This window comes from Bacillus cereus group sp. N8, assembly GCF_016483685.1.
Taxonomy (GTDB): domain Bacteria; phylum Bacillota; class Bacilli; order Bacillales; family Bacillaceae_G; genus Bacillus_A; species Bacillus_A proteolyticus.
Genome location: NZ_JAEHBK010000062.1, coordinates 1 through 13254 on the forward strand (window position 1 = coordinate 1; position 13254 = coordinate 13254).

Here is a 13254-nt window from a genome sequence, read left to right on the forward strand (position 1 = left end):
ATGTATAAAATCATGTATAAGAGATAAATAGACATGAAAGCAAGAAACCTTATAAAAACAAGGATTCTATCAAAATATTTGCTACAGATAATGAGTCGTTATGTTAACCTGACATGAATATCCTATTCATCCAAAATTTCACAAAATCACCCTTACTGATGGTACAATTAAAGTCATAGAGGGATATTATGTGGATTTATTATCTACCACTGTTTCTTATATTCAGCACTGCAATATTCTTATTTTTCTTGTCTAGTTCATCAAAAATAAAGGCTAAAAACCTATCATTGATAATGGTCTGTTTAGGGATAAATCTACTCATAAGTCCAGTGGCTTTCTTTATAGGCGGGATAGCTGATTATGCAGGTGTGGTGGCTAATTATGGAGCTTATGTTGCGGGCGATTCGACAACAGCACCTCCTCTAGTTAGTCATGTACTTTATTTTTTAGGAGGATTTCTCTTCATTCAGGGAATACCGCTTCTCCTACTACTTTTAGCTTTTTGGAAGTTTACAAGAGCAAAGAAAACAAAACAAGTATAGAAGCACATAACGAATAAGTGGATGCCTTTTTAGAGGAGGGATCCGCTTTTTTCTTGCTATCAATAATGTTACGTTATGTTATGTAAAATTTAGATGAATATCCTCTGCAGCTAAATTTACTGTTGCTTTGGAATAAAGTTTGATAAAAATGAAATTACAAACCTTTATTTAACAGCAACAACAAAAACTCCATTTTGAAAAAAAGATTGATCAAAATGGAGTTACTCTTTTTAACTAAGTATGAGATTTTTATAAAAAAGTTTAATCAAAACTCACTTAGAATCTTTTACTTGAAGGAATAAGGCATCGCATCTTTTTTATGAACATCGTTAATTTAGAATAAACTTTGACCACATCTGTAATTACTTGTAAAATGTTATACATAGAAAGGTATTTTAGGATAAATATAGAAGTGGTATGTTTTTTAGTTTTAAAGGGGCTAAAGCGCATCTTTTTTATGTTTTGAGAGGGAGAATTGGAAAATCATATGAAGAATTTTAAAAAAAGTACAGGTAAAATTTTACTAGCATCTGGATTAGTAGTTTCTATGTCAGCTTGTAGTGTAACTAGTTTATTTGGAGACAAAGAAAAAACAAATGCTGAATCTAGTAAACAAGAAAGTAAGGAAACTAAGACAGAAGGAACAAGTTCAGCTAAGTCAGAAAGTAAATCATCTGAAACAAAGGAAAAATCAACTAACTCGAAAGAAGAAAGTAAAGATATTCAAATGGTTCGAGTTTTAGCAGAAGATTATCCACAACTTATGCTAGACATTGAACAAGATATGTTAAAACGCTTTGATTACTATGATTCTTCTGTAAGAGATTATCATAAAGGAAGTAAATCAAAAGTAGAGGTTCAAGATGCTATCAAAGACTTAGATAAAGTATTCGATAAGATTGAACATATAGATGCACCTGCTAAGTATAAGGAAGACCATAAAGAAATCGTAAAAGCCGTTGGAAAGTTAAGAGAGACTTTTGCAGAGATATCAAAAGCATTTAAAACGAAAGACTATTCTATGGATAATGATAAAGAAATTTTAGCGAAAGCAAACAAGAAGTTAAGTGAAGCAAAACGTATTTGGAAACCAGTATTTGATAAGCTAAGTGCAGAAGCAAAAGGTGGTTCAACTAGTTCTACAAGCAGTTCTTCAAATTCTTCTAGTCCTTCTAAATCACCAAGTCTAGCTAGTGGTAATGAAGTGAAGACATACAGTAGCCAAGCTAAAACTGGTATATTCAAAGGGCAGATTGATACACCTGACGAGAGTTCCGCTAAGTTTAAAAATGTACAGAACAACTATAAAGATGGTACAGAACTTGTAGGTAATTTGGGTATTGATTACGGAAACGGAGTAAAAACTACGTTAGTCCTAAAAGGTGATAAAAAATTTGAAACATATGCAAATGGTTCTTATCCAAACAAAGATAATTACCAAACTTTATTTCAAACCCACAACATACTTGAGGCTCCGTCACATCAACATCAAGTTAAAAGCACTTTTAAAACATTAAAAAGTGCTTTTAACTTATTTTGAATATGAATGTAAACTTTTAGATAGAAGTTTACTTTCATTATCATTAAAAAACATAAAAAAGCCGACCTTTAATCGATCCGTTTTTTTATGTTTCTTTTGTCTAAAATTACAGAAATAATAAGCAAGACGGTTAATATAATAATTACATTCAAATCACTTTCATCTTTTAGAAAAAATGAATACAAAATATAAATCACCAATAATACTCCACAAATCAAATTTGAAATTTTATGCAATAAAATCTCCCTCCTAAAAAATCATATATTTCCAATTTTAACATAAATAGGTTGTTTAATTGCAAAATTCCATGATTGATTTCAATGTAAACTTTTCAATATTAGTTTACATTCATTTCATTGATTTTATTGACTTTATCTCAATTCATCCATTAATTTAAAAATCACCAAGAAAAGTATACATTCAAAACATGATAAATAAAGAAATTAAAGTACATATGAACCCAAAAAAACATAACTTTAATGTACAATTCATAATGAAACAACATACTTATCCAATGAAAGTTTATAGATTTTGTTTTATTGCCCTCAAAAGAAACTGTTTTTCAGGTTCCGGTATACCTTCAATCAGTCTTGCAGCCATCACAGGCAATAACCACTTATCTATGCTTTCTCTAGAAATATTAGTTAACTTTATATAAGAATTTATATAATATCTTGTAAAGAATTTTCTTACGATTTGAATTAATAACTTTGTTACCCTTGGCATATCTGATGGAAGATAAGAGTACCGCATAATAATTAAAGTTCGTGCGACATCAGCACATGGATTCCCTGAAGTACCAGTCATCCAATCAAGTATCTTGGCTTTACCATCCATTAGCATAATATTGTCACTATGATAATCACCATGACAAACTTTATTATCTTCTGGTAACTGTGATAAATGGCTCAAAATCAGTTCTTTTTCTTCTTTGCTTAACAAATTAGTTCCAGAGATATTTCTAGAAAGATATTCCTTTTGTAAAGGTAATTTATCCGTTCTCTTTTCATGAAATGAAACTTGTAATTTCGCAAAAATATGAGCATTTTTTTTTAATAATAATGGCTGAGAGGATAAAACTTGTGTAAAGCTTTTACCAGTTATTTTTTCATAAATTATTCCCAAAGTATTATCTATTTCCATAAATTCTCCAACATTAGGCGATGGAATACCTAAATGATTTATCACTTTACTTGTTTTATGCTCTTTTTCAATATATTCAAAAGGTATTTTTTCATAAAACAGCTTTAATACTTCCTTATCACTTAATTCAAATACTTCAGCTGTATTACCTCTACCAATTAACTTTCCCAATGACATTTATTCACCGTACTCTCTTTTTTGTAACTTTAATAAACTTATATTAACACGTCATTAATCCATATAAAGGAAAAACCAAAACTGAAACACAAATACAATGTTTATATTTGTACACATAAAGTTTACATAACCCCACTTATCAGTAGTCACTGTATCTAGAAAAACCCCCTTCAATTTACTTGCTGAAGGGGTTTTTTATTTACATAATTATCGTTATCAGAAGTTGTTTTTAGATGATCAGTTTTTATATTTTAGGCTCTGTTAATATTAATTGTTGACTTTCAAAAAAAACCGCTTCTTATAAAGAGCAGTTTTACTTATATTCATTCTTATTCAAATTCTGAAGCGTATTCTTCATATACCTTTAATGTATTAAGCAGTCTAGCTGATTTAAGCATGATTTCGTTTGATGAATCAGTTACACAAATGTCAATAAATCGGTTATCGTTTCTGTCACCAAACAATCCTTCTGACTCAAGTTCTATTAACACTTTTAATAATTCATTCAGCAATGTATCTATTAGCAAATCAAAGTCTTCTTCGACGGTTTCATGGTATCTTTTAATAGTTTTATTCACTTCATCAAACATTCCGAAATCGTCCCACTCACTCCACTCAACAGCTCCATATCTATAATAGTTGTATAAAGGGTCTGATTTATTCACCTTAATCAGTCTTTCTTTATTAGCCACTGGTCCAACGCTACTGAAACAGTCGTCCGTCATTAGGGAGTATCCATATATTGTGTCATTACCACACCTAGATGTAAGTTCATTATAATGACAACGAATTGCATTTTTCAACTGAACATGTAAACTTTCTTGAAGATGCATTTTCACCGTATCTCCTCCGTTCTTTTTGTAACGACATGTTATTACATACTTCAATCTTAACATGAAAATCAACATTAAACGTTAACTGAACCATATTTTATAATAGTTCCGTTTATATCTTTAAACTTTAAAGCAGTCTTAATAAAATCTAATGATTCTGGGCCATCGTCTAATTTATTAGGAAGGATTATGTACCATAAACTCCATCCTTTGTACTTTGATTCGTTAGGTAAGTATTTATCTAAATTTATTATATGTCCCGAAGCAGATTCATAAGATATCTTGTTAATGGATGGATTTTTAAAATAACCAAAAATAACTTTTCCATTTGAAACTACAAGCGTAGGTGATATACCAGAATCTTGTACTTCTAACTCACTTACATTTTCTCCTCCGGCTGTCCCACTAACAGTCCATTTTCCGTTTTTCATTTCTAAATCTGCTATTGAAATATAATTATCAGGTGTAACGAAAAAAGCTATCTTTATAATACGTCCTAAAGCATGATATTTATCTATTTCTGTATTACTTGTTGGTTTTAATCCTTATTTTAATGCTTCTTGCTGTGTGTCGTATCCTTTTGAAATTGAACATCCACTAATGATAAGAGTTAGGAAACCTAATATAAGATGTTTTCTAAGTTTTTTATACAAAAGTTTTCTCCCCTCTTATATTTTGTGAAAATATGGATTCATTACATTCTATCGCGAAAGAATTAAAATAAGTCGTACATTTTTTGATGTATATCCTATACATGCTCGGTTAACATAGCGCATCATTATCGGTAGCGAGGAAAAAGGCGAGCCTCTACTCTTACAAGGAATCCGCCTTTTTCTTTGTCTATGACTCTATTCACTTTTTTTAACATTCCTATCCTGACGTGGGTTTTAGGGGTCTCATTTGTTACCCGATTAGCCGAAAAACTGTATAAAATCTTGCATTCTCTTAGCCTGGTTTTTTTCCGAAATGCTGGCGGTACCCCATGCCCATCAAGCTAACAAAACAAGATCCCCCTAAAATGAAAAAACGCTGATTTCTCAAAGTAAAAGAGGATGGTTCTATTTATACAGATACCACGGTTGAAATTAATGGAAAAACCTATAATTTTGACAGCCATGGACACAAAGGCCATAAGTGATACAAATAAAGTCTATTTTATAAGTATGACTCGTTAAAAGGGATGCCTTTATCTGATTTAAGCATACAACCCTAAAGAATAAAAATGCCTGTTCCACTCAGTGAGTGAAAAAATCGTTTGAAGAGTTAGCTTATATATACAAAAATGGGCCATATTATGTACTGGATTTTATCCCTATAATATGGTCCATTTTATTTTTACAGGTATACTCATTTCTTGTTGATTCGATCCTTTGCGATTGACGAAAATAAAAATATTTTTGCTCAATTGAAATCACTCTATGAAGTTTTGAGAATTTCTTGCTGTACAAAAATGTCGAAATGTATATAACCACTCTAAAAAAGTAAACCCTAACTCAATTTGTATAGTACTTGAGGTGTAACAAATTCAGATAAGATTATCTCTCATAAAATTATTTCTGTTAGTAATAATTTTATATGTATCACAAAAAACACGTTTATTTTTCACGAATTTCACACAAATTATTGGTATTCTCTTCTATAGTGATAACTAATAGCTTTGAGAGAAGGGAACTGTATATGAAAAAAATTTGTTCTTCTCTTCTTTTATTTTTAGTTTTTTGTTTTCCAGGAGTAAGTATTCATGCTGAGTCTACATTGCAATCAAAAATTGATGCGGCTTCCCCATATGAAATAATTAAATTAGAAAATAGAGCTTATAATGAAACGATAAAAATATCGAAACCGATTACAATACAAGGGGATAAAAATACTAAAATAATCTCTTGTGGTAAGGATCCTATTATTACAATAAAAAAGGAAAACGTTATCCTTAAAGATTTGAAAATAGAACAATGTAATGATAATACAGATCAGCCTGCGATATTTGTAGCGGGAGATAAGCACTACATCAGTGGATTGGAAGTTTACGCGTCGTACATGGGGATTAAGTTAGAAGATGCTAGGAATATAACAATTGAGAACAGTATGATTGTTGGACAAAGACGAGCTAATGGAATTGATTTATGGCAATCCAATCGTAATCTTATTGAGAACATCAAAATCCAAAATGTCCGTGATGGTATTTATTTAGAAAAAAGCAATAATAATACAATAAAAGACAATACAATCTGGCAATCTCGTTATGGCATACATCTTATGTATTCTGATAGAACTGTTGTTGAAAGAAATATATCAAAAGAAAATACAACAGGCGCTATGATTATGGGAACAAAGGAAACATCTGTAGTAGGAAATCACTTTATTGACAATAAAAGTAATGTTCATGCACAAGGCTTATTACTATATGATGCGACAAAAACAAAAGTGTTACAAAATGAAATTGCTAATAATAGAGTAGGGATTTACGTAGAAAAGGCAAAGCAAAATACTATTATGAGTAACTCAATTTCTAATAATTTTATCGGTTTACAATTTAAAGATGCCAGTGCGAATGAATTTACTCAAAATGTAATGATAGGGAATGTTAATGAGTCGCAAGCTACACAAAGCAGGGAAAACAATATCTATAAAAATTATTGGGACGCTTCTTTAAAAGTAGATACAGATGGTTCAGGTACTAGTAATATTCCATATAAAGCAGATGCCTATTTTCTTTTGTTAACACAAGATATTCCAGAATATCAATTGTTCTTTCAATCACCAGGTATGCGTATTTTACAAAGTTTCATAAACATTCCAGATCAATCCTTATTGGTGGACAAAGAGCCTAGTATGAGGCCAAAAATTGTTTTGCAAAAAGGTGAGGGTGTGGGATTTCAGTCTAACATTTTGGTTGTAAGTGTAAGCATGTTACTAATGGGAAGTATATTGTTTTTTTTAGGGAGGAAAAATTGATGAGAGTAAAGTATATGTTATTTACTATTTGTTTATGTTTGGTATTTGCCGTAGTAGGGTGTGGTAAGCAAGAAACCAAGCCAGTTGCTATTAATGAAAAAAATGATAAGTGTGATGTTTGTAATATGGCAGTAATGGATAATCAATTTGCAACTGAGGTTATTTTAGAAAATGGAAAAGCTTTAAAATTTGATGATATTGGTTGTATGTATAAATGGATGGATGAACATAAAAATGAAAAAACACAAGAGAAATTTGTAAGAGATTACAATACAAAAGATTGGGTTGCAGTTGATAAAGCTACATATGTATATGACAAATCAATTAAGACGCCGATGGCTTATAATGTAATTTCTTTTAAAGAGAAGAAAGATGCAGACAGCTTTGTAGAAAAACATACTGGGGAAATCCTTTCTTATAAAGAACTAGCAGAACATAAATGGGAAATGAATAAAGAGATGATGGGAAAAGAAAAGAAAAATCATGGTAGTGGACATTCTCATTAATAAGATACTATCGCTATGAAAAAAATAGTTAGAAAAAGGCAACCAACTATGGTTGTCTTTTTCAGTAGAGAGGTGAGTAGGTATGTGGAATATATTATATTCAGAATGGCGTAGTGCAGTAAGAGGTAAATTTGCCTACACGTTTTTGTTTCTTTGGATAACTATGTTTTCTGTAATATTTATTATGGAAAGAAATACTCAGGCTTTAGCAGGGTATACAAATGTAACTGGGACAATGGTAAACCTTATTTTATATATAGTACCTTTACTTATGTTAATTATAGGAGCATTTTCTATTGCAGGTGAGGTGGAAAATGGGAAATGGAGACTTTTATGTACGTATCCTTTAAAGAGTACTTCATATGTAATAGGTAAAACAATTGGACAATTTATAGCACAAACAGCTATTTTTTCAATGAGTTTTGGTGTAAGTATAGTAATTGGGTTGGTAAGCGGTAGTAATTTTGATATGTTTTGGGTAGTAGCAACGTATATTTTCTCTGTTTTACTAATCCTTTTATTTTTATTACTAGGAATAACAATTGGCTCTTTTTCTATAACAAGGTGGCAAGCTTTAGCAATAAGTATTGTAGTTTGGTTCCTTCTTATTATGATGTGGCCAACGGCTTTAATTAGCATCCTTAATTTTGTTCCATATGTAATGATTGCACCATTAATAAAAATATTATTGTTTTGCAATCCAGCTGAATTACTTCGAATTATATTTGTAATTCAATTAGGTGGTGGAGCAATATTTGGGCAAGTATATGATCAACTGGTAATATTTTTTCAAAGTAAAGCTGCTATCTGGATTCTATTAATATATTGTATTATCTATACAATTGTGTTCTTATTTGTAGCGGGATGGCAAATGGAGAGGAGAAGAAAAAAATGATGGTATTAAATCTCAACGAAGTATGCAAACGATATAAAAAGAAAATAGCATTATCCCCAATTTCATTTCAAAGCAAAGAAGGAGAGTGTATCGTATTATGCGGTGGGAATGGAGCAGGGAAAAGTACGCTCCTTGATATAATAGCCGGAATTACAATTCCTACAACGGGTACCGTTCAATTAGATAATATAGAATTACAGAAAGATAGAAAACAGTATGTGAGTAAAATAGGTTATATGCCAGATGATTTTCATGCACAGCAAGATATGACAGTTCAAGAATTTTTATTGTTTTATGCCGTTTTTCGAAATATAGGAAAAGAAAAAGTACAAGCCGTTATTAAAACAATAGGATTAAATGAGAAACAAAATGAACCCTTACATAGATTATCTAAAGGGATGAGACAGAGGCTTTTATTTGGGCAGGCGTGTCTTGGAAATCCTAAAATTTTGATACTAGATGAACCGACAAATGGGTTGGATCCGTATTGGGTAGATGAATTTTTAAAAATATTAAAGACATTAAGAAGAAATGGTACAATGATTATTTTTTCCACACATATGATGGATGTAGCTGCTGAAATTGGTGATCGAATACTCTTTATGAAAGAAGGAAAAGTCATACAAGAAATAAAAAATGATGGAGATTTAGAAAATTTAACGATAACATTACTACAAATGCATAGAAGATGAATACATTAACATCTCTTTTATTACTTGAACGTTATAGTGAACTACTCGCCACTTAGCTAAGCTTGAAGTGGGAGCTTCTCAGTTCCACGACGAAAGTAACCTTTCATCTCCCTGAGCGTTACTTCGGGGTGTTCCACCCCTAGATGCCCAACGCTTGGATGCTCTTTTGGTACGGTTGATATTTTACGCAGGAACCGAATGGCTTGGTTTTCGCACTCTATTTTCCTCCTGCAACCTCATATATCAAGTTATCAAAGAACTTCATATAGCTAGTTTATCAAAAGTTATTGGCTATGCCAAACCGAAAGAAATCTCCCAGCTACCGTTGGGCTATCGCCCTTCACACGCTTGAGGAAGGAGAATTCTTTCAGTAAATTCGTTAAACCGTTGGAAATAATGCATCACCCGAAGGAGTGTAAACTCCTTTATCCAAATCCAGATATACCTATGTATCTTACTGAAATCCCTATTGATATAACTCTTCGGCAAATAAAGACAACTCTTGTTTTTGATGCATATTCATAAAAAGCACGTTACCCTTTCTCATTAACATAAGAGAATAGTAACGTGCTTTTTGTTTTAAGAATAGTAGGAACTCTTAATAATTTAAAACTATATTTAATATAAAATAATGGTATAATAGCAACCTCAATATTTATTGAATAGAACCTAACTGATACGCTATACTCTATTCCCTGAAGCCTTAATCTCAAAAATTAACCAGATAGAGAATATAATTTCTAAAGATATCATAACGATTGACACTATGGCCGGACTAAAAATGATTCCTACTATCAAAGATGTTAAAGAAATAACCATAGCCATTACAAAGTATGCTTTAGATTTATAAAGCCACCCAAAAGGTAATAAATGTGCTCCAAATATTATGGCTAATACCATAACCATTTTTTCAGGAACTGCTTGATAAATCCACATTGCAATTAAAATATATAGAAGCTGATTACAAGAAAATATTATTCCTAAAGTGTTTAACGGATTATCTTTGGTTGAAAATTCTGCTTTAATTAATTTAGATATTACAAAAGCAATTGGCAGAAGCGATGCAGTAAAACAAAATGTTAATAAATTCTTTGTTAATACCTCTTTTATCGGAAGTAACCATACTGTTAAGACAGAACTCCAAATAATTATTGAAGCAAGAATAAAATGTAACCCTCGTTTACCTCTTATAGCTATATTATCCCTTGATTTATCTAATTCCAAAAACTCATCTCCTTTTAATATCATCTAAATATATTAATTATACATTATTTTGATTGTTTTTGGGATTTTTTCCAACTCCCTACTTCCTTCTACAGGTAATTGATTACGTATAACGAAAAACATATATAGATATGGCTCTTCAGCAAATAAAGACAATTCTTGCTTTTAACTTTAAGAATAGCCTAAATGCTTAAGTTGATGGATGTGTGGCGATACCCCATTAATTAGACATAGTATGTGAAATTTTAAAAGAAGACACTCAATTCGAGTGTCTTTTCTTTTTGTAGATATTATTATTGAAGATTTACTCGAACTTCTTCTTCTGATAAGGAAATTGGTTTGAAGATTAATTGAAGCTTAGGATCTCCTTGTTTTGATTCGAAAGCAATAGTTCCAGTTATTTTCCCATTTTGTGCAAGTTTTCCAAAATTCAATTGAGTATCTTGGTTAATCATAGTTAACGTTGGGTCTACAATATTTCCTTCACTGTTTTGTAAACTGAAATCGTGAGCATTATAATGTATTTCTTCTTCGCCGCCATTTTCTATAGTTATATTAGCGATTAAAAATTCATGACCCTCTTTAGGTTTATCGAATTCTCCACCTGGAGACTTTTCAACATTTGTAACAGTTAATTTGTGATTTCCAAGTTTAATTGTTTCGCCAACTTTAAATTTTTTTTTCTCTTCTTTCTTTTCAGTTGTTTGTTCTGTTTTTGTATCATTTGATACTTTTTTGGCAGTTTCTTCTGTATCACTACATCCCGCTAGACTTATAGCAAGCGCTCCAGTTATAACGAGCGTACCCATCTTCTTATACATTTTGTTTCCTCCAATTATGTAAAATGTATGATTCCTGAACTATCATAACAAATATGGTTACAATTTTTTTGTCAGATTATGTCGAACATAAATAAAAAAAGAGAGCATAAGCTCTCAGAGGTTCTGGTGCAAACACTCCAAAACGCTTGTAAGTAACCTCCTAAACTTGGACATACTGATACTAGTACTCTGAAAAAGGATGTGATTGGTATGGAAAAGCAAAATCTATTCCAGTGGAAACATTATCAACCTGATATTATTTTATTAACCGTGAGATGGTACCTACGGTACAACCTCAGTTTTCGTAATTTAGTCGAAATGATGGAAGGGCGTGGGTTATCACTTGCTCATACAACTATCATGCGATGGGTTCATCAATATGGTCCTGAATTAGATAAGCGAGTACGACGTCATCTTAAATCAATCAATGATTCTTGGCGAGTCGATGAGACGTATGTGAAAGTCAAAGGTCAATGGATGTACCTATATCGTGCTGTTGATTCAAAAGGAAATACAATTGATTTTTATTTAAGCAAAACAAGAGATCATAGGGCTGCAAAGCGTTTTTTCAAGAAAGCTTTGCAGTCTTTTCATGTTTCAAAGCCCCGTGTGATTACAGTGGACGAAAACCCGGCCTATCCTATAGCGATTGAAGAGTTGAAGACAGAGAAAAAGATGCCTGTAGGCATCCAAATAAGGCAGGTAAAATACCTGAATAACATTGTAGAGCAAGATCATCGTTTTATTAAAAAGCTAGTTCGTTCAATGCTAGGATTGAAATCTTTTCGTACAGCTAAATCTATTCTTTCAGGAATAGAAGCGATGCATATCATTAAAAAAGGCCAACTTATTTTACGGGACAAGTCTGTCCAAAATGAAGTGAAGTTTATTCATCAACTATTCGGAATGGCTGCATAAGAATAGATTCCATTAGGCATCTATATACCTCTTTCAAATAAATACAATCTTTGCACCAGAACCCAAAATTGACACGTTTCGATTATTTCCCTGTACGTTAAGGAATTAGTTTGTATAATTGAGAAAATGTATGAGACTGGTGTAAATTTAGGGGAATCCAATATTTTCTATTTAAATATGATAGAATAGAAATATATCTAAAACGGAGGAAGAACAACTGAACTCAAACACAAAACAGTTTATTTATGATATCCAGCAAAGAAAGAACAATTATATGGAAGATGTATTAAAAGCAATACAACACCCTAAAAAAGAGCAATCTGAACAGGTCATTCAAAATATAGTAGAGAAGATGGATATGATGATTAGTTTAGTTACTACTTACATGACAATTGAATCAGAATCTAAGAAAGAATTAAAAGAACTTCAGGAAGAAATTATTCATGCTCAAGCATATATTCAAAAACTAAAATTTGAAGAAACACAGAGATAAAACCCTGTGTTTTTATTCGGGAGTCTATGACACCAATCTGTTATGAATCAAATTAGATGTAATTTGATTCTCAATTCAACTCGTGTTATGGAGTTTTGAGAATCCCTTAGCGTATAAAAACGTTAAAATATGCGTGCTATCCCTTTGTAACCTTAAAACTCATTCCAGCAATTCCTTACAACGTATATTTATTGATAATGCAAACCCTAATTACAGACAAAGGGAGAAGAATGTTTATTATTCTCCTCCCTCTGTCTATTGACAATACTTGATTATAGCTCTGTAACCTTTTTTATCATTTTAGCCAAGAAGACTCCTTCCTCAAGGAACGCGAAGTGAGTAGGTGGGAGATGAATTGGCTTCGGACAAGGGATGGCAGGAAGCCATCTTAATTGTTCGACATACATAAACTGTTACTTCACTACCTATCGAATGTACGTTTGTTGTATAATAGAAACATACCGAAATGGAGGTGAAATGAATGATGATTAATAAAGCATATAAATTTCGTATCT

General features: G+C 31.6%; 12 protein-coding genes and 1 pseudogene. 8 read left to right on the plus strand and 5 right to left on the minus strand.

Annotation, left to right across the window (positions count from 1 at the left end):
• The first annotated feature begins 188 nt into the window (after positions 1–188).
• Both JDS80_RS29355 and JDS80_RS29360 read left to right on the plus strand, forming a co-directional pair.
• Complete coding sequence (locus JDS80_RS29355; RefSeq protein WP_199640672.1) at positions 189–542, plus strand: hypothetical protein; 354 nt, start codon at positions 189–191, stop codon at positions 540–542.
• A 475-nt stretch (positions 543–1017) separates the two neighbouring features.
• Positions 1018–2046: pseudogene (locus tag JDS80_RS29360) on the plus strand (DUF3994 domain-containing protein); the annotation flags it as partial.
• 558 nt (positions 2047–2604) lie between these two features.
• Here the strand turns inward: JDS80_RS29360 and JDS80_RS29365 are convergent.
• The 3 genes from JDS80_RS29365 to JDS80_RS31780 form a co-directional block, all read right to left on the minus strand.
• On the minus strand, positions 2605–3396 hold the full coding sequence (locus JDS80_RS29365; protein ID WP_199640673.1) for a phosphotransferase family protein: 792 nt from the start codon (positions 3394–3396) through the stop codon (positions 2605–2607).
• Between the two features lie 335 nt (positions 3397–3731).
• A complete protein-coding gene (locus JDS80_RS29370; protein ID WP_000550610.1) occupies positions 3732–4235 on the minus strand; it encodes a DUF4303 domain-containing protein in 504 nt (167 codons plus the stop codon).
• A 74-nt stretch (positions 4236–4309) separates the two neighbouring features.
• Positions 4310–4666: a hypothetical protein gene (locus tag JDS80_RS31780; protein WP_242477457.1), complete on the minus strand. Its 357-nt coding sequence runs from the start codon at positions 4664–4666 to the stop codon at positions 4310–4312.
• Positions 4667–5912: 1246 nt separating this feature from the next.
• Between JDS80_RS31780 and JDS80_RS29380 the strand changes: the two genes are divergently transcribed.
• The 4 genes from JDS80_RS29380 (at position 5913) to JDS80_RS29395 (ending at position 9283) form a co-directional block, all read left to right on the plus strand.
• On the plus strand, positions 5913–7190 hold the full coding sequence (locus tag JDS80_RS29380; RefSeq protein WP_199640674.1) for a right-handed parallel beta-helix repeat-containing protein: 1278 nt from the start codon (positions 5913–5915) through the stop codon (positions 7188–7190).
• The gene (locus tag JDS80_RS29385) at positions 7190–7696 is read left to right on the plus strand and encodes a nitrous oxide reductase accessory protein NosL (RefSeq protein ID WP_199640675.1); all 507 of its coding nucleotides are present in this window, start codon (positions 7190–7192) and stop codon (positions 7694–7696) included. The genes JDS80_RS29380 and JDS80_RS29385 overlap by 1 nt, the downstream gene beginning before the upstream one ends.
• Before the next feature lie 82 nt (positions 7697–7778).
• On the plus strand, positions 7779–8591 hold the full coding sequence (locus JDS80_RS29390) for an ABC transporter permease (RefSeq protein ID WP_199640676.1): 813 nt from the start codon (positions 7779–7781) through the stop codon (positions 8589–8591).
• Entirely contained in the window at positions 8588–9283 is a 696-nt protein-coding gene (locus JDS80_RS29395) for an ABC transporter ATP-binding protein (protein ID WP_199640677.1), read from the plus strand. Before JDS80_RS29390 ends, JDS80_RS29395 begins: the two co-directional genes overlap by 4 nt.
• A gap of 681 nt (positions 9284–9964) precedes the next feature.
• On the opposite strand, the gene JDS80_RS29400 is transcribed toward JDS80_RS29395, so the two are convergent.
• Together JDS80_RS29400 and JDS80_RS29405 are read right to left on the minus strand one after the other, a co-directional pair.
• Positions 9965–10507, minus strand: coding sequence for a DUF7010 family protein (locus JDS80_RS29400; RefSeq protein WP_242477458.1), 543 nt, complete (start codon positions 10505–10507; stop codon positions 9965–9967).
• Positions 10508–10800: 293 nt separating this feature from the next.
• Positions 10801–11328 (minus strand): DUF4352 domain-containing protein, encoded by a 528-nt coding sequence (locus tag JDS80_RS29405; RefSeq protein WP_199640679.1) that lies wholly within the window; start codon positions 11326–11328, stop codon positions 10801–10803.
• A gap of 210 nt (positions 11329–11538) precedes the next feature.
• Between JDS80_RS29405 and JDS80_RS29410 the strand changes: the two genes are divergently transcribed.
• Together JDS80_RS29410 and JDS80_RS29415 are read left to right on the plus strand one after the other, a co-directional pair.
• Positions 11539–12246 (plus strand): IS6 family transposase, encoded by a 708-nt coding sequence (locus JDS80_RS29410; RefSeq protein ID WP_199640680.1) that lies wholly within the window; start codon positions 11539–11541, stop codon positions 12244–12246.
• Positions 12247–12463: 217 nt separating this feature from the next.
• Positions 12464–12739: a hypothetical protein gene (locus JDS80_RS29415; RefSeq protein ID WP_199640681.1), complete on the plus strand. Its 276-nt coding sequence runs from the start codon at positions 12464–12466 to the stop codon at positions 12737–12739.
• Positions 12740–13254: the final 515 nt, after the last annotated feature.

What these genes read in the sequence shown, in the direction of transcription:
- JDS80_RS29355 (WP_199640672.1), top strand. Translation starts at nt 189, where the DNA reads ATGTGGATTTATTATCTACCACTGTTTCTTATATTCAGCACTGCAATA.
- JDS80_RS29370 (WP_000550610.1), bottom strand. Translation starts at nt 4,235, where the DNA reads ATGCATCTTCAAGAAAGTTTACATGTTCAGTTGAAAAATGCAATTCGT.
- JDS80_RS29385 (WP_199640675.1), top strand. Translation starts at nt 7,190, where the DNA reads ATGAGAGTAAAGTATATGTTATTTACTATTTGTTTATGTTTGGTATTT.
- JDS80_RS31780 (WP_242477457.1), bottom strand. Translation starts at nt 4,666, where the DNA reads ATGAAAAACGGAAAATGGACTGTTAGTGGGACAGCCGGAGGAGAAAAT.
- JDS80_RS29395 (WP_199640677.1), top strand. Translation starts at nt 8,588, where the DNA reads ATGATGGTATTAAATCTCAACGAAGTATGCAAACGATATAAAAAGAAA.
- JDS80_RS29405 (WP_199640679.1), bottom strand. Translation starts at nt 11,328, where the DNA reads ATGTATAAGAAGATGGGTACGCTCGTTATAACTGGAGCGCTTGCTATA.
- JDS80_RS29390 (WP_199640676.1), top strand. Translation starts at nt 7,779, where the DNA reads ATGTGGAATATATTATATTCAGAATGGCGTAGTGCAGTAAGAGGTAAA.
- JDS80_RS29410 (WP_199640680.1), top strand. Translation starts at nt 11,539, where the DNA reads ATGGAAAAGCAAAATCTATTCCAGTGGAAACATTATCAACCTGATATT.
- JDS80_RS29380 (WP_199640674.1), top strand. Translation starts at nt 5,913, where the DNA reads ATGAAAAAAATTTGTTCTTCTCTTCTTTTATTTTTAGTTTTTTGTTTT.